Source organism: Pseudomonas sp. L5B5 (assembly GCF_020520285.1).
GTDB lineage: Bacteria > Pseudomonadota > Gammaproteobacteria > Pseudomonadales > Pseudomonadaceae > Aquipseudomonas.
On the sequence record NZ_CP084742.1, the window covers coordinates 5,484,838 to 5,510,180 of the forward strand.

Sequence of the window (25,343 nt, forward strand, 5' to 3'; positions counted from 1 at the left end):
TTATTTACTGGCCGTGGCCATCATCACCCCGAAGCCCAAGAAGGTGATCCCCGACAGCTTGCCGGCGATCCGTGCCCCGCGCCGGCTGGACAGCCAGCCCCGGGCACCGTTGGCCAGCCCGGCATAGGCGCTGTGCACCGCCACCACCAGCAGGCTGTAGCTGGTCACCAGCAACAGGAACTGGCGCAGATAGCTGCCCTCGGACTGGATGAACTGTGGGAACACCGCGAGGAAGAAGAACCCGGCCTTGGGGTTGAGCAACTGGATCGACAGCGCCTCGACGAAGCGCCGCCAGGGGCGCGAGGCGCTGGCCTGGAGTTGCGCAATGAAGCGCTGGGTGCGCCACATCTTGATGCCCAGGTACAGCAAGTACAGGGCGCCGAGGTACTTGAGCAGGGTGAACGCGGTGGCCGAGGCGGCCAGCACCAGGCCCAGGCTGCTGGCGCAGAGCCCGGCCACCACGAAGGCGCCCAGGGCAATGCCAAGGATGCCCGGCAAGGCGCCCGTCCAGCCATGGCGCAGGGCGTTGGACAGGGTCAGCACCACCCCGGGCCCGGGGCTGAGGATAGTCAGGGTAGCCAGCAGAAGGAACAGTCCGTAGCTCGCCATGGGGCACTCCGGGTTTGGACGATGGAAGAGCGCCGTGGCAATGGCCGGCGGCGCTATGCAGGGTGAGCGTGCAGTCAAGTGCTGACACACGCTTTAATTGCACCGCTGCTGTGCCGGAATCAGACACATGGGCGATTTGCAGGGCAGGTTCACTGGTCGCCGTGGCGCGCTGGCACCTGGGCCAGGTTGTGGGCCGCCTCGTGCTGGATCTGGGCTTGCATCCAGTCGATGAACAGCTGGGCCTCGGGTGCGGTGTCGTCGGCCAGGGCGTAGTAATAGTGGGGCAGGGGCTGGCGCAACTCCGGCAATGGGCAGACCAGCCGGCCGTTGACCAGGTCCTTGGCTAGCAGCGAGGCCGGACACAAGGCCAAGCCCAAACCGTCGACGCAGGCCTGGAGCACGAAGTGCATATGGTCCAAATGCAGGGTCGGCGGGTTGCGCAGCGGCTTGAGCCGGCAGTGCTCCAGCCATTTCGACCAGTCGCCGAGCCGGGTGCGGCTGACCAGCAGGGTGTGCCGTGTCAGGTCCTTGGGGCTGTGCAAGGGAGTGTCCTGCAAGAGCGAGGGGGCGGCCACCACCAGGATCTCATCATCCAGCAAGCGTTGCGGTTGCAGCGTCGCCGCCCAGCCCGAGCGCCCGCGGCGGATCACCAGGTCGAAGGTTTCCCGAGCCGGATCGGGGGCCAGGGTACTGGTCACCACTTCCGGGTGGATCTGCGGGAACTGCGCCATGAACTGTGGCAGGCGCGGAATCAGCCAGCGCACGGCGAAGGACGGCCGCACATTGACGGTCACCTTGCGCAGTGCTGCACCCTGGCGCAGGGCGGTGGCGGCCTGGGCGATCTGGGTCAGGGCCACGCTGACCTGCTCATAGAAAGTCTGTCCGGCCGGGGTGAGGAGCGACTGGCGGATGCGGCGCTCGAACAGCAGCACGCCCAGGTGTTCCTCCAGCAATTTGATATGCCGGCTGATGGCGCTGTGGCTCACGTGCAACTCGTCCGCGGCGCGGCTGAAGCTCTCGTGGCGGGCGGCCGCGGCGAAGGCGCGGACCGCATTCAGGGGGGGCAGGTCGCTGATCATGTGTCTAATTTAGTCACCTATGCAGCGCAAATAAAGCGTTTGTCAGCGAGTGCCACGGACGGCACGCTGCTTGTCGTACAGCTTCTGCCGGTTTGCCTGACATGCCAGATAGTACCCTTCGCCGCACCGATCGAGACTCCGCCCGTTGCGCCACCATCCTCGGCTTGTGCCTGCCCGGTGACGTCCTGCTCTACCTGCTGCTGCCCATGCAGCACGAAACCTTCGGCGTGACGCTGGCCGAGGCCGGACTGCTGCTGGCGGCGAACCGCCTGGTGCGGATCTTCGGTTATAGCCAGGTGATGCGCTTTTACGCCCGGCACGGCGACCGTCCGGTGTGCGTGCTGGCCGCCACCACAGCCGCGTTGTGCGCCCTGGGCTACGCCACGCTGTCGGGCTTCTGGTGGCTGTTGTTGCTGCGCCTGGGGTGGGGCCTGAGCTATGCCGCCCTCAATCTCTCGACCCAGGTCACGGCCACTGCCGAGCCCACTGGGGCTGCGCGACGTACCGGGCGCTCGCGTGCGCTGATCGCCACCGGGCCGATGCTGGCCCTGCCCATTGGTGCCCTGGTCAGCGTCGAATATGGTCCACGGCTGATCTTCGTGCTGATGGCCCTGACCTCGTTAGTCGCGATGCTGCTGGCCTTTGGTCTGCCCGGCAGGCCTCACCTGCTGGCCCATTCCGGTCGGCGCCTCCAGTGGCCCGACAGCGTGGCGCTGTGGTCCTTCATCGAAGGCCTGGTGCTGGATGGGCTGTTCATCATTGGCTTGTCGCTCCAGGCCGAGCAATTGATGGCCGGCAACGCCCTGTTGGTGGCCGGTGTGTTGCTGGCCTTGCGCTACGTCTCGGAAATGCTCCTCAGTCCCTTGGGTGGCATCGCTGCGCAACGCTGGGGGGCGACACGGATGCTGATCGTCTTCTCGCTGCTGACCTGTGTGGCCCTGGTGGGATTCGGTTGCCACTGGCTGATCGTCGGGGGCGCCCTGGTATTGATACTGCGGGCCCTGCAATTGCCGCTGGTAGTGACGGTGGTCGCTCAACGGCAGCCGGGAGCGGCACGAGTACGGGCACTGGCGGCCAATGCGGTATGGCGGGATATCGGTGCCGGCACCGGGCCGCTGATCGCCGGCTTGCTGCTGCCGGTGGCCTCCACGGTGTGGGTGTATTCGGTGGCGGCAGGGTGCCTGGCGCTGAGTGCGCTGGCATGTCGGGAGGCTGGCAGAGCTCCCTCGCCGCCTCCATCGGCTGAGTAGGGCGGTTACTTCGCCATGCCTGGGCAACCCATTACTTCAACCAGTTGAACAAGGCGATTATCGATGGGGGATGTCCGGGATCATCGCTCCTGCCGAAGGCGTGCGGCAAGCCTCGCGCTTGAGCCCTCAACCCACGTCCTGGCGTTCCTCGCCGCGCTCGGTGCTCTGGGGTTGGCCCTGTTCGATGACCCAGCGCAGCAGGTCAGTGACCGAGACTCGGTGCTTGCGCTCCACCCATTCCATGCCTTCGGGGCTGTAGTGCTCGCTGTAGCGGGTCAGCACCAGGTGGTTCTGATCATCGGAGAGACGCAGGCTGACCTCGCGGCAATGCAGGCTGGCGTCGTCGAGCTTGGTCACCCGTTGCAGCAGCGTCAGGGCCGGTTGTCCGATACAAGGTTCTGGCAGCTCTTCAAGGATAGCTGGGGCAGGCGCCGAGGCGTTCTTGATCAGGTGCATGGTCGCTGTTCTCCAGTAGGGGAGGACGATGCTGACAGCTGAACCTTGCGCAAAGATGTCTGCTTTATTGCGTCGCTGAAGGTTTGTTACCGGGTTGAAATATATGACGCGAGGCTGTGAATGGTTTTAGATAACGCTCCTTTCCTCTCGAAGTGAAACCCGCCGGTGAGCCGTCTCCTGATCGTGGACGATGACGTCGAAGTCCTCGCCCTGCTGAAGAAATTCTTTGTCCAACAGGGCTATCAGGTCAGTGTGGCCACCGATGGCGCCGCCATGTGGGCGGCTCTGGAGCGGGAGGTGCCGGACCTGATCATTCTCGACCTGATGCTCCCCGGCGACAACGGCCTGACCCTGTGCCAGCGCCTGCGGTTGCAGCACGCCACCCCGGTGATCATGCTCACCGCGATGGGCGAGCTGAGCGACCGGGTGGTGGGCCTGGAGATGGGCGCCGACGATTACCTGAGCAAGCCGTTCGATGCTCGTGAATTGCTGGCGCGGGTGCGGGCGGTATTGCGCCGGGTCGGGGACAGCCTGCCGTTGGTGGGTGAGGTACCACGGCCGTTGATCCGTTTCGCCGACTGGCAGCTGGACTTGACCCGGCGCGAGCTGCGCTCGCCGGACCAGGTGATGATCCCGCTGTCGGCGGGGGAGTTCGACCTGTTGCTGGTGTTCGTCGAACACCCGCAACGCATCCTCACCCGCGAGCAATTGCTCGACCTGGCCCGGGGTCAAACCCATGACGCCTTCGACCGCAGCATCGATGTCCAGGTCAGTCGCCTGCGGCGCAAACTGGAGTTCGATACCAAGCGCCCGGCGATGATTCGCACCGTGCGCAATGGCGGTTACCTGTTCACTCCCAGCGTGACTCGCCAGTGAAGGCGGTCAAATCCTTGTGGCGTTATCGGCTGCGGGACACGGTGGCGCGCTGGATCGCCCTGACCATCATCATGGCCATGCTCACGGCCCTGGCTTTCAATACCTTGTTCGTGCAACTGGCTGGCGTCTGGGCCTACCCGTCCCTGGAGGAGTCCGGGATCCTGGAGAACTCGGCGTCCATCGTGCTCATGATCGAGGCCTCGGAACCGAGCCAGCGAGCGCGGCTGGCGGCAGCGGTCAGCCATGAGTATTCCAGTGTGGTCTGGCAACCGAACCGGGAGGCTTTCAATCTGCCGGTCATCGAGGATTCGGAGTACGTCGGGGAGGGCATCCGTCAGGCGCTGGAACCGCCCACACGGCGGATGGAGGCCTACCTGCCCAGCGATTGGCCGGGGCCCAATGGTCGCTACGCGCTGCTGGTACAGCTCAACGACCAATCCTGGCTGATGTTTTCCTCGACCTCGCGCAGTTGGGGACTGGACGAGAGCACCCGCAACCTGATCGTGATCGCCCTGGTGCTGGTGTCTACCGGCCTGGTGGCGTGGATCGCCACTCGCCGCCTGGCCAGGCCGCTTCAGCAGTTCGCCCAGGGCGCGCGGCGTTTTGCCGTGGACTTTCATGCCCCGCCCATCGACCCGGTGGGGCCTCACGAAATTCGCCAGGCAATCCTGGCATTCAACGCCATGCAGGCGCAGTTGCAGCACTTCATCAAGGATCGCACGCAGATGCTGGCGGCGATTTCCCATGACTTGCGCACCCCCCTGACGCGCATGCGCCTGCGGGGCGAATTCATCGAGGATCCCGACCAGCAGCAACGGCTGTTCCGCGATGTGGACGAGATGCAGGCCATGATCAACTCGGCGCTGGAGTTCTTTCGCGACGATGCGCGCCTGGAGCAGGCCACCCAGTTCGACCTGGCGGAGCTGCTGCAGACCCTGGTGGACGATTATCGTGACCAGCACTTGGAGGTGGCCTTCAGCGGCCCGGCACGTCTGGTGTATGGCGGCCGGCCGTTGGGGCTCAAGCGGGTGATGACCAACCTGCTGGACAACGCGCTCAAGTACGCAAGCGAACCGGTGATCGTGCTGGAGCAGGGGGCGGAGCAGGTGCGGGTGCGGGTCCTGGATCGTGGCCCGGGCATCGCGCCCGAGGCGTTGGAGCAGGTGTTCGAGCCGTTCTTCCGCCTGGAGACTTCACGCAACAAAAGCACCGGCGGTGTGGGCCTGGGTTTATCAACCGCCCGAGCCATCGTCCGTGAACATGGCGGCCACTTGCGCCTGTTCAATCGCGAGGGCGGCGGACTCGAGGCCCAGGTGGAGTTGCCGCTGTAAGCCTGGTTGCCTGGTGATCCTGGTAGCCGCCGCCGAGCCTGCGATTGCCTACGGCCGCTGCTGGTTGAAGGCCCTGCGGGCCTTGTCGCGGCCTCGCGCTGCTCGACAGCGGCTACGGGGGTCAGGACCAGTCGAAGCAGAACAGCACCAAGCCCTCCACCGGTTCGTAGAACATCACGATCAGGTCGGCGCCGCTGATGCCGTAGTTGTAGGCCGGGACCCCGAGTACATGCTGGAAACGGCGGCCCGCCGGACTCAGGGGCCAGACATCGATGTCGCCACTGTCATCGGTGGCTTCGACGATGTCCATGGGGAACTCCACGGTTTCCACCCAGTTGCCATACCCCTCGGCCACGCCACCGATTTCCTCGATGAAGTTGAGCTTCTGCCCGTTGTCCTCAGGCCAGGTCAGGTGGCCGAGTTCGTGGTAGCGCTGGCGTGCTGCCTGGTAGGCGGCGTGTTGCTCGGTGTAGTGCTGTTGCAGGTCGGCGCGGGCGTTGCGCTCCGGATCGGCCAGGTGAGCGTTGCCCGGGTGCAGGAAGAAGTAACGTGGGTCGCCGCACAGGCGATAGCGGCCATCCTCGATCTTGAAGCCGATCCAGTTGGTCTTGAGCAACTCGCTGCCAAAGCCCTGGCCTTCGGTGAACATGCCGACCAGGCCGCCGCTGGGCTCGATGGGGTTCACCAGGTGCAGGCGAGCGGACCATTCGGGGTTGATCAGGCTGGCATCGAAGGACAGCAGCGGCAGCAGGTGTTCGGCCAGTTCTTGCTGGTCGGCGACGAACAGGTCACGGGCATCGGGATAGGCCACGGCGCCAGCGGGCAGCTGGTTGAATTCCGGGGTCGGGATAGTGGGCATGGAACATCCTTGGTATCAGGCGATTAATGGGCGCAAGCCACTGCGCGATTCGGGAGGACAACTGGCAAGCGGTCGAGCATGGCCGACCGTTGCAGGGGGATCGGGCATAACACGGTCCCCGGACGCTGGTGGCCGGGTGCAGTGGGGGAGCGAGTGGCCAGTCGCGCGCAAGGAGCTTGCGGGACGTGCGAAAACAGCGGGCGCCAGTGGCGTGGGTAGCGGAGGGTGTTGCTGGGCATCCATGTCCAAGTCCGGTCTGTGCAATACGCGGTCATTGCCGGGCCGGCAATTTAACACCTTGGCGAGGACATGGGCCAGGCGTACCGCGACACAGGCCCTGAGGCCTGTGTGCAGCAGGCGAGGGCGGCCTCAGAACGACAGTGCAGGCCCCGTGGTATCGATGTCCGCTGCCAGCTGGCCGGGGCGTTCATCTTCTTCCAGCCCTCGCGAGGCGCGGCCCACCAGCAGCGGGTCAGGGGCGTGGGCGACCTTGGGGTCCTTGCCCGGGTAGTCCAGCTCGTGCAGGAAGTGACGGATGCAGTTGATCCGGGCGCGTTTCTTGTCGTCGGACTTGATCACCGTCCACGGTGCATCGGCGGTGTCGGTATGGAAGAACATCGCCTGTTTGGCAGCGGTGTACTCATCCCATTTGTCCAGGGACTTGATATCGATGGGCGAGAGTTTCCAGTGCTTGAGCGGATCGTCACGACGGGAGATGAAGCGCCGTAGCTGCTCCTCGCGATTGACCGAGAACCAGAACTTGAACATCAGGATGCCGCTGTTGCACAGCATGCGCTCCAGCTCCGGGGTCTGGCGCATGAACTCCAGGTATTGCAGGGGCGAGCAGAATTCCATGACCCGCTCGACGCCGGCACGGTTGTACCAGGAGCGGTCGAAGAAGACCATTTCCCCGGCGGTGGGCAGGTGCTGGATGTAGCGCTGGAAGTACCACTGGCCCTTCTCCTGTTCGGAAGGTTTTTCCAGGGCGACGATCCGGGCACCGCGGGGATTCAAGTGCTCCATGAAGCGCTTGATGGTGCCACCCTTGCCGGCCGCGTCACGACCTTCGAACAGCACCACGATGCGTTGTCCGGTTTCCTTGACCCAGCTTTGCACCTTGAGCAGTTCGATCTGCAGTTCATGCTTGGCCTTCTCGTACTCGGCACGGCGCATGCGCTGACGATACGGGTAGTTGCCCGGCAGTTTTGCCGAGACGCTGTCTTCATTGGAACCACGCGGCGCGCGGGCTACTTGCAGGGCCATCGGGGTCTGGGCAGTCGCGCCGATATCGGTTTCGACGGCCTTCACCGCTGCGGCCTTGACGGGAGTGCTGCGCGGGCGGCGGGTGCGGGGTGTGGCGGGTTTGCGGGCGGCGGTCTTGGCGGGGCTGGGGGCAGTGGTCTTTGGGGGCACTTCGGGAAGCGCAAGTGCGCTGGAATCTTCACTCATGGGAGGGGCCTGCGGGTCTTGTTCAAAGGGGTATCGACCAGTGTATGGCGCTCAAAGCACTGCTCTTTGACCTCCATCAAGGTTGTGTCCCGGATAGGGCGCTAGGGGCCGGCCAATAAGTGGAAGCGATTCCTGCTGATGCAGCCTTTGGGAGGGGAATCCAATGCAGGTGTCGTCCCGTCCGGGGCGGCCTCTGGAACTTGAAAAGGATGCTGAATCATGGATATCGGCCCCGTTGTCTATTCATCCCGTTCCCGGCTGGCCCGCCGGCTGCCGGGGTTGTTGCTGTTGGTGGGCATGAGCACGCTGGCGCAGTCGGCGTTGGCGATCAATGTGGAATTCGACGGCTCCTGCGCCACCGAGGCCGATCGCACCGCGGTGAGGAACGCAGTGACGGTGGCCACTACCTGGTCCAATGATGCCTATAACCGGGTCAATAACAACGAAGCGATCTTTCGCCGTAACGAAGATCCGGTCTATCAGACATGGTTCGGCGTCTTCAGCCAGGACCGTTACCAGCGGGTGCGGGCAGTGCTCGATGGGGTGCGTTACAAACTCAATAGCGGTAATACCCTGACCGCTCGTTGCCGGACCAATCCGGTTGACCCCTGTGACAGCGCTGGGGTTATCGCGGCTACCTACGAGAACGCCCGCGGTGACATCGAAGCCTGGTTCTGCACGGCGTTCTTCGCCCTGCCGCCACGGGTGGGCTTCGATACCCAGGCCGGCAGCGTGGTACATGAGCTGACCCACTCGATTGGTCATACCGATGACATTCCAGGCGGCTACGGGCCGGTGGGTGCGCGCAACCTGGCGACCAATCATCCGGACGAGGCTGTGGATAACGCCGACAACTACGAATACTACGAGGAACAGATGTACGACTGAGCGGGCGGGTCGTATACGCGTCCACGCCTCGGGGCAAGCCCCGGGGCGTTTGGCGTTGGAGGGGATACAGCGAGGAGGTGCCTTGCCCGGGTGGGCAAGGCAGGTTCCGGCATCAGACCTTGGCCGGGTTCTTTTTCTCCGGATCGATGCCGTAGAGGGCGATGGCCTCGGCGACCTTCTCCCGTGGCAGGCTGCCGTCGTCGGCCAGGGCCTTCAGGGCGGCTACCGCGATGAAGTGGCGGTCGACCTCGAAGAAACGCCGCAGGGACTCACGAGTATCCGATTGTCCGAAGCCATCGGTACCCAGGGCGACGAAGCGACGCTTGGGCACGAATGGACGGATCTGGTCGGCGAAGATCTTCATGTAGTCGGTGGCAACCACCACAGGACCTTCCTTGTCCTGCAGGCAGCTTTCGACGTAGCTCACACGGGGTTCCTGTTGTGGATGCAACAGGCTCCAGCGCTCGGCTTCCTGGCCATCGCGGCGCAGCTCGGTCAGGCTGGTGACGCTCCAGACCTCGCTGGAGACGCCGAAGTCGGCTTCCAGCAGCTTCGCCGCAGCGTTGACCTCCTGCAGGATCGAGCCGCAGCCCATCAGTTGCACATGCTTGCCCTTGTTCTGCTTGGCCGGAGCCGAGAAGCGATACATGCCTTTGAGAATGCCTTGCTCGACGCCTTCGGGCATGTCCGGGTGGGCGTAGTTTTCGTTGAGCAGGGTGATGTAGTAGTAGATGTCCTCGTTTTCTACATACATGCGGCGCATGCCGTCCTGGATGATCACCGCGAGCTCGTAGGCATAGGTCGGGTCATAGGAGACACAGCACGGGATGGTGGAGGACATCACGTGGCTGTGGCCATCATCGTGCTGCAGGCCTTCGCCCATCAACGTGGTACGCCCGGAGGTGGCGCCGAGCAGGAAGCCCCGTGCCCGCGCATCGCCAGCGGCCCAGGCCAGGTCGCCAACCCGCTGGAAGCCGAACATCGAGTAGAAGATGTAGAAGGGGACGGTCATCACCCCGTGGTTGCTGTAGGAGGTACTGGCGGCGATCCACGACGAGATGGCCCCGGACTCGTTGAGACCCTCCTGCATGATCTGGCCGTCCTTGCTCTCCTTGTAGTAGCTGAGCTGGCCGGCGTCCTGCGGGGTGTACAACTGGCCCACGTGGGAGTGGATGCCGATCTGGCGGAACAGGCTTTCCATGCCGAAGGTACGGGATTCGTCCGGTACGATCGGCACCACGAGTTTGCCGATGTTCGGGTCCTTGAGCAGCGTGCCGAGGATGCGCACGAACGCCATGGTGGTGGAAATGGCCCGGTCGCCTGTGCCCTTGAGCTGGGTTTCCAGGGCTGACAGCGGCGGAATCTGCAGGGACTGGGCGTCGCTGAAGCGCGCCGGGATATGGCCGCCGAGTTTGCCACGTGCAGATTTCAGGTAGTTGGCTTCGACGCTGTCTGGCGCTGGCTTGAGGTACGGCATGTCGCCCAGTTGCTCATCGCTGAGCTCCAGGCCGAAGCGGTCACGGAAGGCCTTGACTGCCTGGTCGCCCATCTTCTTGAGCTGGTGGTTGATGTTCTGCCCTTCGCCGGCCTCGCCCATGCCGAAGCCCTTGACGGTCTTGGCCAGGATCACGGTTGGACCACCGGTGTGACGCATCGCGGCAGAGTAGGCGTTGTAGACCTTTTCCGGATCGTGACCGCCACGGGACAGTTTCCAGATCTGTTCGTCGGTCATGTCGCTGACCAGTTCCAGCAGCTCGGGATACTTGCCGAAGAAGTGCTCACGCACGTAGGCGCCGTTCTGCGACTTGTAGTTCTGATAGTCGCCGTCCACGCACTCCATCATGCGCCGGCGCAGCAGGCCGGTCTTGTCCTTGTCCAGCAGGGCGTCCCAGCCGCTGCCCCAGATCACCTTGATCACGTTCCAGCCAGCAGCACGGTACAGGCTCTCGAACTCCTGGATCACCTTGCTGTTGCCGCGCACCGGACCGTCGAGGCGCTGCAGGTTGCAGTTGACCACGAAGATGATGTTGTCGAGTTTTTCACGGCCGGCCAGAGAGATCGCCGCCAGGGATTCGGGCTGGTCCATCTCGCCATCGCCCAGGAAGGCCCAGACCTTGCGTCCCTGGTGTTCCTTGAGCCCACGGTTTTCCAGGTAGCGCATGAAGCGTGCCTGGTAGGCGGCAGTGATCGGGCCCAGGCCCATGGACACGGTGGGGAACTGCCAGAAATCGGGCATCAGCCGTGGGTGAGGGTAGGAGGACACGCCGTCGCGGTCGGTTTCGCGGCGGAAGTTGTCCAGCTGCTCTTCGCTCAGGCGACCCTCGAGGAAGGCGCGACCGTAGATGCCTGGCGAAGAGTGGCCCTGGATGTAGACCATGTCACCGGCGAACTGCTCGGTACGGCCACGGAAGAAGTGATCGAAGCCAACGTCGTAGAGCACTGCCGCCGAGGCATAGGACGCAATGTGTCCACCAACGTTGGAATGCTTGCCGGCGCGCAGCACCATGGCCAGGGCGTTCCAGCGGATATAGGCATTGATCCGCTTCTCGACGCTGAGGTCGCCAGGATAGGGCTGCTGGCGGTTGACCGGGATGGTGTTGACATAGGGCGTGGTGACACGCCCGTAGAAATCGCCATGTTGGGCTACGTCGAAATCCAGCAGTTGGTCGATCAGGTAATGCGCCCGAGGGCGGCCTTCGACACTCAGAACCGATTCAATGGATTCGAGCCATTCACGAGTCTCTTGTGGATCCTCGTCGAGAAACACTGATTGTTGTGCCATCGTCGTCTCCTGGGCAGTACAGCGGGGAACACCGAGTCTTTCGGTGCCATTGCGAGGGGTATCGGCGGGTGCCGATCTTGTTCAGAATCGAGGTGGTTGCAGTTGCAATTATCTGCGGGAATTTATCGTGCACCGCGTTACAATTGCAACTAAATCGATTCTTGAAAAAGGTGATGCATGTCTTCCAGCGAGCCGGATACCTGGTTCAGATTCGTCAGGGCTCACCGCTGCCTGATCCGCGAAATCGAACGCCGCCTGGCGGCTGCCGGGCTTCCGGCCTATGCCTGGTACGACGCCTTGTGGGGGCTGGAAAGCGGCCCTGGCGGTACCCGGCGGATGAGCGAACTGGCCGATGTCATGGCGATCGAGCGCTATAACCTGACACGCCTGGTCGACCGTCTGGAGGCCGAAGGCCTGGTCGAACGCAGCCGTGCCACTGAAGACGGCCGTGGTGCCTGCGCCTCGATCACGGAGGCTGGCAAGGCATTACGCAAAAAGATGTGGCAAATCTACGAAGAGGCAGTTGCCGAATTGTTCCTGGTGCAGTTCGATGAACAGCAACAGCTTTTTTTCAGTGATGCCCTGGAGCGCGCAGCCAGCGCTGCGCGCAAGAGCGGGCGGCAAGCCTAGGCCACGACGCCACTCATTGCAGCAGGTAGCGGCGCATGGCCTGCTTGACGTATTCCTGCGGCACCTTGCCATCTTGGGCCAGGGCGCGCAGGGCCAAGGTGGCAATCCAGCGCTTGTCCACGATCTTGCTCGAGGTAGGACGGGTAGGCAGCGAACTGATGGAGTCGGCACCCAATGCGACGAAGCGCGAAGTCAGGTGTGTGCCGATCTGATCGGCCACGTGCTGGGCGTAGCCAGTCACGGCGATGACCGGCGCATCCTCCGCGTTCAGGCTGTCGCGCAGGTGCGATGAGCGTCGAGGCAGATCCGGGTGCATGCGGTTCCAGCGTTGTGCGCTGTCGGCGTCCCGAGCCAGGCGGGTATAGCTCGGGCAGCTCCACAGTTCGCAGTTCACGCCCCAATCCTCGCGCAGTATCTGCGCCGCAGCGATCACTGCTCGCAGGCTAAGGCCTGCACCCAGCAGGCGAACCTTGGGCCGACCTGGCCCAGCCTCCAGTTCCGCAACCTTGTACATGCCCTGCAAGGCATGACTGGCGCTGTGCTTGTCCATCGGACCGACGAAGTCATTGGGCTCGTCATGCAACGCCATGTAGTAGAAGCCATTGCTACCATCCACATACAGGCTTTTCAGTGCTGCAACCGCAATGGCTCGGGCCTCGGCACCGCTGGCCGGGTCGAACGGCAGGCAGCGCGGGTTGGCCGCCAGCCACAACGGAACCCAAGGATGGGCACCTTTGGGCCAAAGTGAGGAAATGGTCTCGATGTCGTTGCATAGAATCCCGCGTTGGGACGATTCACTCGACAGGGCGCACAGCTGGGCGGATGTGGAGGAACTGGTCAGGTACAGCAGGGGTTTTTCGCTGGCACGGGCCTGGGCGCTGAAGTGCAGGGGCCAGGCGCTGATACGGGTATGCTCCGGCGTGGCGCCGGGACGCTTGTTGGAGCGCACTACCCAGATGTTCTTCGCCGTTCCCGGATCTCTCTCCAGACGATTGGCAATATCGATCATGGTGTAGAGCGGGGAAGAGAGTCCTTCGCTGGCCTGGTCGACCAGCGTTTGGATTTTGTCGATGCAGGCTTGAGCGGCCTGGCCGGTCTCCCGCGTGGTCCTGAAACTGGAAAAACCCATCATAACTTCGAAGCTCTCCGTGCGTTTCGTCGTTCTTGCACCATACTGTACGCCTCAATATGATTGCAAATGCAATAAGATTCAAATGCAGCGACACTCAGAGCAGTCAACGGAGGACTCATGAACACGTCAAAATCCCTCACTTTTTACACTGCGGATACCCCGAACGGACAGAAAATCAGCATTTTCCTCAAGGAAGCCGGCATTGATTGTGAGCGGGTGAAATTCAATCTTTCCGAAGGACGCCAGCATTCTGCGGAGTTCCTGCAGATCAACCCCAATGGCAAGATTCCAGCCATTGTTGACCATGAAGCCGGGGTTTCGGTGTTCGAGTCGGCGGCGATCCTTGGCTACCTGTCGGAAAAATACGACTGCCTCCGGGCCAAGTCACCAGCCGAACAACTGGCGGTCCAGCAATGGCTGTTCTTCCAGGTGGGTGCCATTGGTCCGATGCTAGGCCAGCTCTGGTGGTTCCTTCATGGCAGCAAGACCTCCAATGAGGAGGCCATCACCCGCTACCGCAAGGAGTCGCTGCGGATCTACGGTGTGGTCGATGGTCAACTGGCCAAGCATGCATACCTGGCTTCCAGCAACTACTCCATCGCCGATGTCGCTGCCTTCCCCTGGCTGCGTACCCATGAAGAACTGAATCTGGATATCACTCCTTTCTCTCATGTACGGCGCTGGCTTGATGCGATCGAAGCACGACCGGCGGTCAAGGCCGGGTTGGCTGACTCTCGGGAAGCCTCGGTGAGCTGAGGAGAGCAACGGGTTCGAGGAACCGTCCTGGCTCTGTCGGGTGAGGGCGGTTCACACATTCATGTCGATGGGTACGAGGTTGGTTTTACTGCCGGTTCTGTCATTGATCTGCGAGTTTCAGGGCATCGATATCTCTTTTGAACTCACACTATAGTTAATTTGTGTAGTGATTATTTGTCTTTACTACACAGTGGCTTTTGAGTTGAGTATCAGGGGGTGACGTCAGAACAAGAAGATTCAAGGACTGAACACTACAAAGAACAGGGAGTTCTTATGAGCACTCAATTAGTTAGTGGCAGACAAGTAACCGATGATGAAGCTGAACTGGATTATTTGTTAAAAAATGCATTCGAGAAGCGTCTGCCGCCGCTTGATGGATGTCAATATGCTTATTTCACCATGCATAAGGGACGCCAAGTAAAGCCGCTGATATTCTCCAGTTATCCGAAACGATGGCTTGATGTCTACAAGGCTTCCAACTATCACCTGATAGATCCGGTAATCAGTCATGGGTTGAAGTCCATTGCGCCGTTTTCCTGGCGCGAAGCGCTTGAGTCCGCAGAGCCTGGGCGGGGCAAAGAGCTGTTCGCCCTTTCTGAAAAATACCGGATTTCAACTGGGTTTACCTTCAATTTGCATGATTCCAACGGTTTGTTTGCAGCCCTGAGTATCTGCAATACCGAGTTGCGGGCTGATTTCGATCAGGTCATGACTCGCCGTACCGCTGAGATCCAGATGGCGCTGATCCGATTTCACAACAGCCTGATGGACAGGTTCACGCCCAATGAGCTGTTTCCCGAAAAAGACGATGCTAGTTTGTCGAATCGTGAGATGGGTGTTCTAAAGTGGGTGGTCATGGGCAAGACCTATGGAGAAATCGCCGCGATACACGCGATTTCCGTGCGCACGGTGAAATTCCATATGTCCAACATTGTCCACAAGCTGCAGGTCTGTAATGCCAAGCAGGCGGTCTACAAGGCCGTGAGCATGGGAATGGTCTGACTCGAGCGGCTGGCATGGGCGGGGTGCGGGCGTTGTTGTAGGTCCGCAGCCCGCCAATCGAAAAGATGATCGCCACCCTTCGCGATGATCGTTTCCCGTAGGCGCCGAGCATTCTCCTCGGTTACCGGCATTTCGAGCAGCAACACCTGTTCTCCAGGAGAGGCTTGCCCGCTGTCGAGGATCTCGTAGTGCCATCCTGCTCGATGCACGATACGTGACATGGCCTGGCTAACCACCGTGATGATTGACTCCAGACCTGCATGTGCGGCGTGGCTGTGCATGGCCAGCAGGAGCATTTCGGTCAGCGGCAGGCGACCCAGGCCCAGGGCTCTGGAGCGGGTCTTGTCGACGAAGAATCGGCTGGATTCGGCAATCAGACCGTGCTTGGGTGAGGGCAGGCTGAAAAAGCCGCGAAACGGTCCTTCCATCATGTAGGGGTGCAGTGTGCTGATTAGGCGCAGGCTGGCCAGAGGGATCCCGGCGTAGGCACCCACCAGGTAGGTGGCAAAGGGATTGTCGTATTCATCGACTTCCTGATCACCACAGACATTGACCTTCCAGTTGAGCCGATCGGCGAAGACTTCCTTGCGTAGCCCATACAAGTTTCCCAGCAGGTCCTGGGATGCGTTTGTGTAGTCGATATTATAAAAACTGATTTTATCCATGCTTATTGCTATTTCCGTACGAGAAATAAAGGCAAGACTCGATCATATATCGCGCCGAAGCGCGGAAAGTATGAATCGATTGTTTGGGGAAAGCAACTGTACCTAAGGGCAGGCTTTGAGAAAAGAATTAAACACTTGTTTTTATAAACAGTGATTTGCACTTAGGTACAGTTGTCGGCCTGTCTCGGAACGATAAACATGGAGAGGATTTACCCGTGGTTCAATAACTAAATCTATCCCGCAGGCGACTGTATTAGCTCTTACAGGAATAATAATATGAGTGTCGTAATTACGCGTCAGGAAGTTAAGCAGGATATCACTCAGCATGAAATCTCTGCCCTGAAGACCCGTTTCAATCTTGCAGATGCCCATACTCACCAGGACCAGAGCGTAACCCAGCGCCAGATTGTCGAGAGACTTCCTGAGCTGTGGTATCGCGCCCAGAACCAGACCCAGTACCAGAGCGAACAGGAGTTCATCAAGGCATTCTTCACCTTCCACGGACAGGAGCATGCCCTCAAACGTCACGACGAGATCTACCTGGTCTATGCCGCGTCGATCGCCATGCACATTACCGCGACCTACCTGCGCAAGCGTGATATGAGCGTCGGCCTGATCGAACCGTGCTTCGACAACCTGCACGACCTGCTCAAGCACATGGAAGTACCGCTGTCGTCGCTGAACGAGTCGCTGTTCCATTCCCCGGAGCACGTTTATGCCAACCTTGAGACTGCTGCGGCCAAGGTCGATGCAATCTTCCTGGTCGACCCGAACAACCCTACTGGTTCGAGCCTGTTTGCCGAGGGCCCGGAAACCTTCATCGAAGTGGCGCGCTACTGCAAGGATCACGGCAAGCTGCTGATCCTCGACTTCTGCTTTGCCGCGTTCATCAAGGCCTCTGGCGGCAACCGCTATGACGCCTATGCGATCCTCGATGAGATCGGTACCCAGTACATCATCATGGAAGACACTGGCAAGACATGGCCGCTGCAGGACGCCAAGTGCGCCACGATCATGTCGAGCAAGGGCATCAACGCCGACATCTACAGCATTGTCACCAGCGTGCTGCTTAACGTTTCGCCTTTCATCCTCAACGTGGTCACCCAGTACATTCTCGACAGCAGTGAAGATGGCTTCGAGTCCGTGCGGTCGGTGCTGGACATCAACCGCCAAGTGGCGCGCAACGGTTTGCAGGGGAGCTTCCTCAACTATCTGACGCCTATGGTGGATACCAGTGTGGCGTGGTTCGAAATCACCCGTGAAGGTGTAACCGCCGATGACCTTCAGGCTTACCTGATGGATTACGACGTCTACGTGCTGCCAGGCAAATACTTCTACTGGAGCCAGCCGGAAGCTGGGCAGAAGTACATCCGTCTGGCTCTGGCGCGTAAGCCGGAGGAGTTCAAGTTGGCGGTCGAGGCCATTGCCCGGGCACTGGAGAGCTATCATGGCTGAGGCCCTCTTGCCGGTGATCGATGCCACTGTATTCATGGGCATGCATCACGCCGATTCGCATCTGCGAGCCAAGTCGCTGGGATTTTTCAGCCACTTCTACAAGCGCCAGGTGCAGATGAATTTCGGTCAGATCGGCATCTGCGACGCCATCATCTGGAAGAAGAGCCGGCACCTGCAGGATGTCTACTATCCCTTCATGGATGTGTTGCACACCGATATGGACATCCAGCGTCAGGGCTACTGCAACGCGGTGTTGCGTCGTGCCACTGAGGAACCGGCATGGGCTCATCTGAGTGTCGAGAAGAAGCTGCTAGCTGCTCAGGTAGTGGAGTACGGCCAACCGCTGTACACCCATGATCAGGAGTTGCGTGAGTTGGCAGACCTGCAACCTTACCTGCAGTCGTTTCCCCAGCCGGTCTCCGGACCGGCCTTCCCGGAGTTCCTGCAAGGGTTGTTCGAGCAGTCCCGGGAAATGCTGATTGAGCAGGAGGATTTCCATGATTTCAGCTAAGAGCATTTTCGTGCCCCTGATCTCGCCACTGGATGATCAGTCGCAGATCTGTGAAGCCAGCGTGCGCCAGTTGTTGCATTGTTCGCACCCGTATGTCGATGGCTACATTCCCTGCCTGACCTCGGGCGAGGGCTGGCGCTTGGAACGGCGGGAGTGGCAACGCATGCTGGAATTGACCCTGGCTCATGCCCAGGAGCGGACGGTGATCGCCGGCATTGAGCGTGGTACCACCGCCGAGGTTCTGGAGTATGCAAAGCTGGCCCAGGAGCTGGGCGCACACGGGGTGATGTTCACCTCTCCGTTCGCGAAGGGCACTACCCAGGAAGAAATCATCGCGCATTATCGTGCGGTCCACGATGCCACTTCGCTGGATATCTTCATTTATAACGAGTCCGCGCTGTCGGGCAATGAGAAGAGCTTCGAAACCCTGTTGACCATCGCTCGTCTGCCTCGGGTGATCGGTATCAAGGACTCGCCTTCGGAGCCTCGTACTCAGCAGCAGATCCAGCAGTTGCGAGCCGAGGGGCTGGACTACCTCATTGGTTGGGAGATGTCCCTGGCACGAGACCTGGAGTCGGACGGCAACGTGGTGTCCCTGGCTAACCTGGAGCCGGCGCTGTGCCGTCTGGCGATTGGTGCACGGCAACAGGTGGTCGCGCAATGGGTGGAAACGCTCAACGGTTATTTCGATCTGGGCGCGGACGACTGGTACGCCCAGGTGAAAAAGGAACTCAAGGCCCGGGGTGTCATCACCACTGACCGGGTGCTGGCAGAAGAGGGAGCAGCGTGATGAATGATCTTCAGAAGGAACTGTTTCTGGCCAATCGTTCCTGCATCAAGCATCTCAAGCCGCTTGAACGCCGGATTGCCGAATTCGAGCACGATTGGATTTTCTCCACCATCGATAAGACTATCACTGCCGAGGTGCCGCGCGATTTGGCCAGCCTGCGCCAGCGGCTGGCCGACCTGGTGGAGCAGGATCGCAGCGACGTGCCACCCAGCGCGGTGTATGTAGCTGAGCAGATGACTCTCGACGAATTCCGGATCCTGGTCCAGGAGTTCGCGCTCGACGGTCTGACCGAAGCGCAGGTGTTCTATCACCTGATGCCTCGCTTGAGTCTGGAAGCGCAGATGCCAATGCTGCGGATGATGATCGACGAGTTCGGCTCGGGGAACATCAAGCGCTCCCATACCACTTTGTACATGGACCTGCTCAAAGAGCTGGAGATGCCCACCGATCTGCCGTTCTACATCGAGGCTAACTCCTCGGCGGGCTATTCCTTCCCCAACATGTTCTGCTGGCTGACCATGCGAGCCGATGACCCCTCCTATTTCGCTGGAGTGATCACTTACTTCGAAACCGTGGTGCCATTCTTCTTCGAATGCTACACCGCTATCTGTGATCGCTTGAAGATCAAGGCCCACGTCTATTATTCGGAGCACGTGCATATCGACGTGTACCACGCCATCGAAGGCCAGCGCCTGCTCAAGGCCATGGACGTGGCGGGAGACCTGGATCCGGTCAAGGCCTGGCAAGGTATCTGCATGGGTCGGGACATCACCAATGCGGCTTTCGACGCCGCGGTGGAGAAGGCGCAGCGTCTCAAGCATTTCAGCCGGGAGAAAGCCGTTGAGCGAGCTATCTGAGTTTCATCGCCCCGGTACCTTCATTGTGAAGATCGATAACCAGCAGTATGAGGTGCCTCATACTTGCCCGCACCGTGAGGGTTGGCTGGTCCATGGCAACATCAACGAGCAGCGCAAGAGCATCACCTGCCCCTTGCACTTTTCGGTGTTCAGCCTGGAGACCGGTGAGCAACTCAGTGGTCCACCCTGCGGGCGTCTGGAGGTCAAGCGCGTGACTTCCTGAGGGGCTCGACGCATTCACTCATCCTGCCGCGCGACTTTAGGGTCGCGTGGCAGTTGTGTTTTCGGGATGGGGCAAGCGGAGCTTCAGTATGGGGATAAGCAGTAAGCCACCCGGAAACAGGTCTGAGACAAGCCAGGGAGGTGGCTCATGCATTCAGGGGGGAGAAGGGAGTTGGCGTCATGATGCTCCACTCCAGTGAGCGAGGCTTCTATATAGAAGCTGTGAGCAGGCTGTTTTGCGTTGAATCATAGAAAATTCAAATTAATGCTTGACGCTCAATTCTACAGGTCTATAATTCGCCCCACTTCCGGCGCAGTCGAAACGGAAAACTCCTTGAGATTCAATGAGTTACACGGTTTTCGACAGCGGTAACGCTTCAGTTCATCGAAGCCCAGAAGGAGCTGATAAGGCAGCGTTTTTCGCCTTGTTAGCGTTTCGATCCTCTCGATCGAAAGCGGATAAAAAGAGGTGTTGACAGCAGCGTGTAACGCTGTAGAATTCGCCTCCCGCTGACGAGAGATCGGAAGCGCAAGTGGTTGAAGTTGTTGAAGAAATCTTCGAAAGCTTCTGAAAATAATCACTTGACAGTAAATGAGGCTGCTGTAGAATGCGCGCCTCGGTTGAGACGAAAGCTCTTAACCAACCGCTCTTTAACAACTGAATCAAGCAATTCGTGTGGGTGCTTGTGTAGTCAGACTGATAGTCAGAAAGATTATCAGCATCACGAGTGACCATGCGAGAAATCACATAGTCATTTGAGATTGCTGAGCCAAGTTTAGGGTTACTTAAAAACCCAAGCAGTATTGAACTGAAGAGTTTGATCATGGCTCAGATTGAACGCTGGCGGCAGGCCTAACACATGCAAGTCGAGCGGATGAAGTAAGCTTGCTTACGGATTCAGCGGCGGACGGGTGAGTAATGCCTAGGAATCTGCCTGGTAGTGGGGGATAACGTTTCGAAAGGAGCGCTAATACCGCATACGTCCTACGGGAGAAAGCAGGGGACCTTCGGGCCTTGCGCTATCAGATGAGCCTAGGTCGGATTAGCTAGTTGGTGAGGTAATGGCTCACCAAGGCTACGATCCGTAACTGGTCTGAGAGGATGATCAGTCACACTGGAACTGAGACACGGTCCAGACTCCTACGGGAGGCAGCAGTGGGGAATATTGGACAATGGGCGAAAGCCTGATCCAGCCATGCCGCGTGTGTGAAGAAGGTCTTCGGATTGTAAAGCACTTTAAGTTGGGAGGAAGGGCAGTAAGCTAATATCTTGCTGTTTTGACGTTACCGACAGAATAAGCACCGGCTAACTCTGTGCCAGCAGCCGCGGTAATACAGAGGGTGCAAGCGTTAATCGGAATTACTGGGCGTAAAGCGCGCGTAGGTGGTTTGTTAAGTTGGATGTGAAAGCCCCGGGCTCAACCTGGGAACTGCATCCAAAACTGGCAAGCTAGAGTATGGTAGAGGGTGGTGGAATTTCCTGTGTAGCGGTGAAATGCGTAGATATAGGAAGGAACACCAGTGGCGAAGGCGACCACCTGGACTGATACTGACACTGAGGTGCGAAAGCGTGGGGAGCAAACAGGATTAGATACCCTGGTAGTCCACGCCGTAAACGATGTCAACTAGCCGTTGGGAGCCTTGAGCTCTTAGTGGCGCAGCTAACGCATTAAGTTGACCGCCTGGGGAGTACGGCCGCAAGGTTAAAACTCAAATGAATTGACGGGGGCCCGCACAAGCGGTGGAGCATGTGGTTTAATTCGAAGCAACGCGAAGAACCTTACCAGGCCTTGACATGCAGAGAACTTTCCAGAGATGGATTGGTGCCTTCGGGAACTCTGACACAGGTGCTGCATGGCTGTCGTCAGCTCGTGTCGTGAGATGTTGGGTTAAGTCCCGTAACGAGCGCAACCCTTGTCCTTAGTTACCAGCACGTTATGGTGGGCACTCTAAGGAGACTGCCGGTGACAAACCGGAGGAAGGTGGGGATGACGTCAAGTCATCATGGCCCTTACGGCCTGGGCTACACACGTGCTACAATGGTCGGTACAGAGGGTTGCCAAGCCGCGAGGTGGAGCTAATCCCACAAAACCGATCGTAGTCCGGATCGCAGTCTGCAACTCGACTGCGTGAAGTCGGAATCGCTAGTAATCGCGAATCAGAATGTCGCGGTGAATACGTTCCCGGGCCTTGTACACACCGCCCGTCACACCATGGGAGTGGGTTGCACCAGAAGTAGCTAGTCTAACCTTCGGGAGGACGGTTACCACGGTGTGATTCATGACTGGGGTGAAGTCGTAACAAGGTAGCCGTAGGGGAACCTGCGGCTGGATCACCTCCTTAATCGACGACATCAGCTGCTTCATAAGCACCCACACGAATTGCTTGATTCATTGAAGAAGACGATAGAAGCAGCTTTAAGCTCCAAGCTGATAGCTCCAAGCTAACAGTTACAAGCTCGAAATTGGGTCTGTAGCTCAGTTGGTTAGAGCGCACCCCTGATAAGGGTGAGGTCGGCAGTTCGAATCTGCCCAGACCCACCAATTTTGTTATGGGGCCATAGCTCAGCTGGGAGAGCGCCTGCCTTGCACGCAGGAGGTCAGCGGTTCGATCCCGCTTGGCTCCACCATAAACTGCTTCGAAAAGCTTAGAAATGAGCATTCAGACACGAATGTTGATTTCTAGTCTTTTGATTAGATCGTTCTTTAAAAATTTGGGTATGTGATAGAAAGATAGACTGAACACTACTTTCACTGGTAGTGGATCAGGCTAAGGTAAAGTTTGTGAGAACAAACTTTCGGCGAATGTCGTCTTCACAGTATAACCAGATTGCTTGGGGTTATATGGTCAAGTGAAGAAGCGCATACGGTGGATGCCTTGGCAGTCAGAGGCGATGAAAGACGTGGTAGCCTGCGAAAAGCTTCGGGGAGTCGGCAAACAGACTGTGATCCGGAGATGTCTGAATGGGGGAACCCAGCCATCATAAGATGGTTATCTTGTACTGAATACATAGGTGCAAGAGGCGAACCAGGGGAACTGAAACATCTAAGTACCCTGAGGAAAAGAAATCAACCGAGATTCCCTTAGTAGTGGCGAGCGAACGGGGACTAGCCCTTAAGCTTCTTTGATTTTAGCGGAACGCTCTGGAAAGTGCGGCCATAGTGGGTGATAGCCCTGTACGCGAAAGGATCTTAGAAGTGAAATCGAGTAGGACGGGGCACGAGAAACCTTGTCTGAATATGGGGGGACCATCCTCCAAGGCTAAATACTACTGACTGACCGATAGTGAACTAGTACCGTGAGGGAAAGGCGAAAAGAACCCCGGAGAGGGGAGTGAAATAGATCCTGAAACCGTATGCGTACAAGCAGTGGGAGCAGACTTTGTTCTGTGACTGCGTACCTTTTGTATAATGGGTCAGCGACTTATATTCAGTGGCAAGCTTAACCGAATAGGGGAGGCGTAGCGAAAGCGAGTCTTAATAGGGCGTTTAGTCGCTGGGTATAGACCCGAAACCGGGCGATCTATCCATGGGCAGGTTGAAGGTTAGGTAACACTGACTGGAGGACCGAACCGACTACCGTTGAAAAGTTAGCGGATGACCTGTGGATCGGAGTGAAAGGCTAATCAAGCTCGGAGATAGCTGGTTCTCCTCGAAAGCTATTTAGGTAGCGCCTCATGTATCACTGTAGGGGGTAGAGCACTGTTTCGGCTAGGGGGTCATCCCGACTTACCAAACCGATGCAAACTCCGAATACCTACAAGTGCCGAGCATGGGAGACACACGGCGGGTGCTAACGTCCGTCGTGAAAAGGGAAACAACCCAGACCGTCAGCTAAGGTCCCAAAGTTATGGTTAAGTGGGAAACGATGTGGGAAGGCTTAGACAGCTAGGAGGTTGGCTTAGAAGCAGCCACCCTTTAAAGAAAGCGTAATAGCTCACTAGTCGAGTCGGCCTGCGCGGAAGATGTAACGGGGCTCAAACCATACACCGAAGCTACGGGTATCACGTAAGTGATGCGGTAGAGGAGCGTTCTGTAAGCCTGTGAAGGTGAGTTGAGAAGCTTGCTGGAGGTATCAGAAGTGCGAATGCTGACATGAGTAACGACAATGGGAGTGAAAAACTCCCACGCCGAAAGACCAAGGTTTCCTGCGCAACGTTAATCGACGCAGGGTTAGTCGGTCCCTAAGGCGAGGCTGAAAAGCGTAGTCGATGGAAAACAGGTTAATATTCCTGTACTTCTAGTTATTGCGATGGAGGGACGGAGAAGGCTAGGCCAGCTTGGCGTTGGTTGTCCAAGTTTAAGGTGGTAGGCTGAGATCTTAGGTAAATCCGGGATCTTAAGGCCGAGAGCTGATGACGAGTTGCCTTTAGGCGACGAAGTGGTTGATGCCATGCTTCCAAGAAAAGCTTCTAAGCTTCAGATAACTAGGAACCGTACCCCAAACCGACACAGGTGGTTGGGTAGAGAATACCAAGGCGCTTGAGAGAACTCGGGTGAAGGAACTAGGCAAAATGGCACCGTAACTTCGGGAGAAGGTGCGCCGGTGAGGGTGAAGGACTTGCTCCGTAAGCCCATGCCGGTCGAAGATACCAGGCCGCTGCGACTGTTTATTAAAAACACAGCACTCTGCAAACACGAAAGTGGACGTATAGGGTGTGACGCCTGCCCGGTGCCGGAAGGTTAATTGATGGGGTTAGCGCAAGCGAAGCTCTTGATCGAAGCCCCGGTAAACGGCGGCCGTAACTATAACGGTCCTAAGGTAGCGAAATTCCTTGTCGGGTAAGTTCCGACCTGCACGAATGGCGTAACGATGGCGGCGCTGTCTCCACCCGAGACTCAGTGAAATTGAAATCGCTGTGAAGATGCAGTGTATCCGCGGCTAGACGGAAAGACCCCGTGAACCTTTACTATAGCTTTGCACTGGACTTTGAGCTTGCTTGTGTAGGATAGGTGGGAGGCTTTGAAGTGGGGACGCCAGTTCTCATGGAGCCATCCTTGAAATACCACCCTGGCAATCTTGAGGTTCTAACTCAGGTCCGTTATCCGGATCGAGGACAGTGTATGGTGGGTAGTTTGACTGGGGCGGTCTCCTCCTAAAGAGTAACGGAGGAGTACGAAGGTGCGCTCAGACCGGTCGGAAATCGGTCGTAGAGTATAAAGGCAAAAGCGCGCTTGACTGCGAGACAAACACGTCGAGCAGGTACGAAAGTAGGTCTTAGTGATCCGGTGGTTCTGTATGGAAGGGCCATCGCTCAACGGATAAAAGGTACTCCGGGGATAACAGGCTGATACCGCCCAAGAGTTCATATCGACGGCGGTGTTTGGCACCTCGATGTCGGCTCATCACATCCTGGGGCTGAAGCCGGTCCCAAGGGTATGGCTGTTCGCCATTTAAAGTGGTACGCGAGCTGGGTTTAGAACGTCGTGAGACAGTTCGGTCCCTATCTGCCGTGGACGTTTGAGATTTGAGAGGGGCTGCTCCTAGTACGAGAGGACCGGAGTGGACGAACCTCTGGTGTTCCGGTTGTCACGCCAGTGGCATTGCCGGGTAGCTATGTTCGGAAAAGATAACCGCTGAAAGCATCTAAGCGGGAAACTTGCCTCAAGATGAGATCTCACTGGGATCTTGAATCCCCTAAAGGGCCGTCGAAGACTACGACGTTGATAGGTTGGGTGTGTAAGCGCTGTGAGGCGTTGAGCTAACCAATACTAATTGCCCGTGAGGCTTGACCATATAACACC

At 58.7% G+C, this 25,343-nt stretch carries 20 protein-coding genes, 2 tRNA genes, 2 rRNA genes and 1 pseudogene; 17 read left to right on the forward strand and 8 right to left on the reverse strand.

The genetic code is table 11. From position 1 onward, the window contains the following. Together LGQ10_RS25205 and gcvA are read right to left on the reverse strand one after the other, a co-directional pair. The gene (locus tag LGQ10_RS25205) at positions 1 to 609 is read right to left on the reverse strand and encodes a LysE family translocator (RefSeq protein ID WP_226523539.1); all 609 of its coding nucleotides are present in this window, start codon (positions 607 to 609) and stop codon (positions 1 to 3) included. A 149-nt stretch (positions 610 to 758) separates the two neighbouring features. Continuing rightward, complete coding sequence (gene gcvA / locus LGQ10_RS25210; RefSeq protein ID WP_226523540.1) at positions 759 to 1,688, reverse strand: transcriptional regulator GcvA; 930 nt, start codon at positions 1,686 to 1,688, stop codon at positions 759 to 761. A gap of 101 nt (positions 1,689 to 1,789) precedes the next feature. Here gcvA and LGQ10_RS25215 point away from each other — a divergent pair, with 101 nt between their 5' ends. Then, positions 1,790 to 2,938: an MFS transporter gene (locus LGQ10_RS25215; RefSeq protein ID WP_226523541.1), complete on the forward strand. Its 1,149-nt coding sequence runs from the start codon at positions 1,790 to 1,792 to the stop codon at positions 2,936 to 2,938. An 11-nt stretch (positions 2,939 to 2,949) separates the two neighbouring features. Then, a pseudogene (locus LGQ10_RS31670) lies at positions 2,950 to 3,060 on the forward strand (DUF3077 domain-containing protein); the annotation flags it as partial. Between the two features lie 4 nt (positions 3,061 to 3,064). Here the strand turns inward: LGQ10_RS31670 and LGQ10_RS25225 are convergent. After that, complete coding sequence (locus LGQ10_RS25225; protein WP_226523542.1) at positions 3,065 to 3,394, reverse strand: hypothetical protein; 330 nt, start codon at positions 3,392 to 3,394, stop codon at positions 3,065 to 3,067. Between the two features lie 165 nt (positions 3,395 to 3,559). Between LGQ10_RS25225 and LGQ10_RS25230 the strand changes: the two genes are divergently transcribed. Next, a complete protein-coding gene (locus tag LGQ10_RS25230; RefSeq protein WP_226523543.1) occupies positions 3,560 to 4,270 on the forward strand; it encodes a response regulator in 711 nt (236 codons plus the stop codon). After that, on the forward strand, positions 4,267 to 5,601 hold the full coding sequence (locus LGQ10_RS25235; RefSeq protein WP_226523544.1) for an ATP-binding protein: 1,335 nt from the start codon (positions 4,267 to 4,269) through the stop codon (positions 5,599 to 5,601). Before LGQ10_RS25230 ends, LGQ10_RS25235 begins: the two co-directional genes overlap by 4 nt. Before the next feature lie 121 nt (positions 5,602 to 5,722). Here the strand turns inward: LGQ10_RS25235 and LGQ10_RS25240 are convergent, their stop codons facing one another. Together LGQ10_RS25240 and ppk2 are read right to left on the reverse strand one after the other, a co-directional pair. Continuing rightward, a complete protein-coding gene (locus LGQ10_RS25240; RefSeq protein WP_226523545.1) occupies positions 5,723 to 6,460 on the reverse strand; it encodes a hypothetical protein in 738 nt (245 codons plus the stop codon). Between the two features lie 369 nt (positions 6,461 to 6,829). Further along, a complete protein-coding gene (gene ppk2 / locus LGQ10_RS25245) occupies positions 6,830 to 7,723 on the reverse strand; it encodes a polyphosphate kinase 2 (protein ID WP_226526192.1) in 894 nt (297 codons plus the stop codon). A 405-nt stretch (positions 7,724 to 8,128) separates the two neighbouring features. On the opposite strand from ppk2, the gene LGQ10_RS25250 reads away from it, so the two are divergent. Then, positions 8,129 to 8,797 carry a M35 family metallo-endopeptidase gene (locus tag LGQ10_RS25250; RefSeq protein ID WP_058436019.1) on the forward strand — a complete coding sequence of 223 codons (669 nt, stop codon included), beginning with the start codon at positions 8,129 to 8,131 and terminating at the stop codon, positions 8,795 to 8,797. Positions 8,798 to 8,909: 112 nt separating this feature from the next. Here the strand turns inward: LGQ10_RS25250 and aceE are convergent, their stop codons facing one another. After that, positions 8,910 to 11,579 carry a pyruvate dehydrogenase (acetyl-transferring), homodimeric type gene (gene aceE / locus LGQ10_RS25255; RefSeq protein ID WP_226523546.1) on the reverse strand — a complete coding sequence of 890 codons (2,670 nt, stop codon included), beginning with the start codon at positions 11,577 to 11,579 and terminating at the stop codon, positions 8,910 to 8,912. A 177-nt stretch (positions 11,580 to 11,756) separates the two neighbouring features. Between aceE and LGQ10_RS25260 the strand changes: the two genes are divergently transcribed. Beyond that, positions 11,757 to 12,209, forward strand: coding sequence for a MarR family winged helix-turn-helix transcriptional regulator (locus LGQ10_RS25260; RefSeq protein WP_226523547.1), 453 nt, complete (start codon positions 11,757 to 11,759; stop codon positions 12,207 to 12,209). A 13-nt stretch (positions 12,210 to 12,222) separates the two neighbouring features. Here the strand turns inward: LGQ10_RS25260 and LGQ10_RS25265 are convergent, their stop codons facing one another. Further along, the gene (locus tag LGQ10_RS25265) at positions 12,223 to 13,341 is read right to left on the reverse strand and encodes a transketolase-like TK C-terminal-containing protein (RefSeq protein ID WP_226523548.1); all 1,119 of its coding nucleotides are present in this window, start codon (positions 13,339 to 13,341) and stop codon (positions 12,223 to 12,225) included. A gap of 117 nt (positions 13,342 to 13,458) precedes the next feature. On the opposite strand from LGQ10_RS25265, the gene LGQ10_RS25270 reads away from it, so the two are divergent. Then, the gene (locus tag LGQ10_RS25270; protein WP_226523549.1) at positions 13,459 to 14,097 is read left to right on the forward strand and encodes a glutathione S-transferase family protein; all 639 of its coding nucleotides are present in this window, start codon (positions 13,459 to 13,461) and stop codon (positions 14,095 to 14,097) included. A 273-nt stretch (positions 14,098 to 14,370) separates the two neighbouring features. Further along, positions 14,371 to 15,099, forward strand: coding sequence for a helix-turn-helix transcriptional regulator (locus tag LGQ10_RS25275; RefSeq protein WP_226523550.1), 729 nt, complete (start codon positions 14,371 to 14,373; stop codon positions 15,097 to 15,099). Here LGQ10_RS25275 and LGQ10_RS25280 read toward each other — a convergent pair. Next, complete coding sequence (locus tag LGQ10_RS25280; protein WP_226523551.1) at positions 15,069 to 15,764, reverse strand: acyl-homoserine-lactone synthase; 696 nt, start codon at positions 15,762 to 15,764, stop codon at positions 15,069 to 15,071. The two genes, LGQ10_RS25275 and LGQ10_RS25280, sit on opposite strands and share 31 nt — an antisense overlap. A 276-nt stretch (positions 15,765 to 16,040) precedes the next feature. Between LGQ10_RS25280 and LGQ10_RS25285 the strand changes: the two genes are divergently transcribed. The 9 genes from LGQ10_RS25285 to LGQ10_RS25325 all read left to right on the forward strand — a co-directional run bounded on the left by LGQ10_RS25285 (position 16,041) and on the right by LGQ10_RS25325 (position 25,335). After that, positions 16,041 to 17,219 (forward strand): pyridoxal phosphate-dependent aminotransferase, encoded by a 1,179-nt coding sequence (locus tag LGQ10_RS25285; protein WP_226523552.1) that lies wholly within the window; start codon positions 16,041 to 16,043, stop codon positions 17,217 to 17,219. Further along, positions 17,212 to 17,730: a DUF6190 family protein gene (locus tag LGQ10_RS25290; RefSeq protein WP_058435302.1), complete on the forward strand. Its 519-nt coding sequence runs from the start codon at positions 17,212 to 17,214 to the stop codon at positions 17,728 to 17,730. The genes LGQ10_RS25285 and LGQ10_RS25290 overlap by 8 nt, the downstream gene beginning before the upstream one ends. Further along, on the forward strand, positions 17,720 to 18,520 hold the full coding sequence (locus LGQ10_RS25295) for a dihydrodipicolinate synthase family protein (RefSeq protein ID WP_058435306.1): 801 nt from the start codon (positions 17,720 to 17,722) through the stop codon (positions 18,518 to 18,520). Before LGQ10_RS25290 ends, LGQ10_RS25295 begins: the two co-directional genes overlap by 11 nt. Then, positions 18,520 to 19,377: an iron-containing redox enzyme family protein gene (locus tag LGQ10_RS25300; protein WP_226523553.1), complete on the forward strand. Its 858-nt coding sequence runs from the start codon at positions 18,520 to 18,522 to the stop codon at positions 19,375 to 19,377. Before LGQ10_RS25295 ends, LGQ10_RS25300 begins: the two co-directional genes overlap by 1 nt. Continuing rightward, positions 19,361 to 19,600 carry a Rieske (2Fe-2S) protein gene (locus LGQ10_RS25305; RefSeq protein ID WP_058435304.1) on the forward strand — a complete coding sequence of 80 codons (240 nt, stop codon included), beginning with the start codon at positions 19,361 to 19,363 and terminating at the stop codon, positions 19,598 to 19,600. Before LGQ10_RS25300 ends, LGQ10_RS25305 begins: the two co-directional genes overlap by 17 nt. Positions 19,601 to 20,405: 805 nt before the next feature. Further along, positions 20,406 to 21,942 (forward strand): 16S ribosomal RNA (locus LGQ10_RS25310). A gap of 123 nt (positions 21,943 to 22,065) precedes the next feature. Continuing rightward, positions 22,066 to 22,142 (forward strand) — tRNA-Ile (locus LGQ10_RS25315). Positions 22,143 to 22,152: 10 nt separating this feature from the next. Next, positions 22,153 to 22,228, forward strand: a tRNA-Ala gene (locus LGQ10_RS25320). Between the two features lie 216 nt (positions 22,229 to 22,444). Next, a 23S ribosomal RNA gene (locus LGQ10_RS25325) occupies positions 22,445 to 25,335 on the forward strand. The 16S and 23S rRNA genes sit together here with 2 tRNA genes alongside, the layout of an rRNA operon. The last annotated feature ends 8 nt before the right edge of the window (positions 25,336 to 25,343 follow it).

Bases quoted from the DNA above. Each gene is read 5' to 3' on its own strand.
- LGQ10_RS25205 (WP_226523539.1), bottom strand. From the start codon at position 609: ATGGCGAGCTACGGACTGTTCCTTCTGCTGGCTACCCTGACTATCCTC.
- gcvA (WP_226523540.1), bottom strand. From the start codon at position 1,688: ATGATCAGCGACCTGCCCCCCCTGAATGCGGTCCGCGCCTTCGCCGCG.
- LGQ10_RS25215 (WP_226523541.1), top strand. From the start codon at position 1,790: ATGCCAGATAGTACCCTTCGCCGCACCGATCGAGACTCCGCCCGTTGC.
- LGQ10_RS25225 (WP_226523542.1), bottom strand. From the start codon at position 3,394: ATGCACCTGATCAAGAACGCCTCGGCGCCTGCCCCAGCTATCCTTGAA.
- LGQ10_RS25240 (WP_226523545.1), bottom strand. From the start codon at position 6,460: ATGCCCACTATCCCGACCCCGGAATTCAACCAGCTGCCCGCTGGCGCC.
- ppk2 (WP_226526192.1), bottom strand. From the start codon at position 7,723: ATGGCCCTGCAAGTAGCCCGCGCGCCGCGTGGTTCCAATGAAGACAGC.
- LGQ10_RS25250 (WP_058436019.1), top strand. From the start codon at position 8,129: ATGGATATCGGCCCCGTTGTCTATTCATCCCGTTCCCGGCTGGCCCGC.
- aceE (WP_226523546.1), bottom strand. From the start codon at position 11,579: ATGGCACAACAATCAGTGTTTCTCGACGAGGATCCACAAGAGACTCGT.
- LGQ10_RS25260 (WP_226523547.1), top strand. From the start codon at position 11,757: ATGTCTTCCAGCGAGCCGGATACCTGGTTCAGATTCGTCAGGGCTCAC.
- LGQ10_RS25265 (WP_226523548.1), bottom strand. From the start codon at position 13,341: ATGATGGGTTTTTCCAGTTTCAGGACCACGCGGGAGACCGGCCAGGCC.
- LGQ10_RS25270 (WP_226523549.1), top strand. From the start codon at position 13,459: ATGAACACGTCAAAATCCCTCACTTTTTACACTGCGGATACCCCGAAC.
- LGQ10_RS25275 (WP_226523550.1), top strand. From the start codon at position 14,371: ATGAGCACTCAATTAGTTAGTGGCAGACAAGTAACCGATGATGAAGCT.
- LGQ10_RS25280 (WP_226523551.1), bottom strand. From the start codon at position 15,764: ATGGATAAAATCAGTTTTTATAATATCGACTACACAAACGCATCCCAG.
- LGQ10_RS25285 (WP_226523552.1), top strand. From the start codon at position 16,041: ATGAGTGTCGTAATTACGCGTCAGGAAGTTAAGCAGGATATCACTCAG.
- LGQ10_RS25290 (WP_058435302.1), top strand. From the start codon at position 17,212: ATGGCTGAGGCCCTCTTGCCGGTGATCGATGCCACTGTATTCATGGGC.
- LGQ10_RS25300 (WP_226523553.1), top strand. From the start codon at position 18,520: ATGAATGATCTTCAGAAGGAACTGTTTCTGGCCAATCGTTCCTGCATC.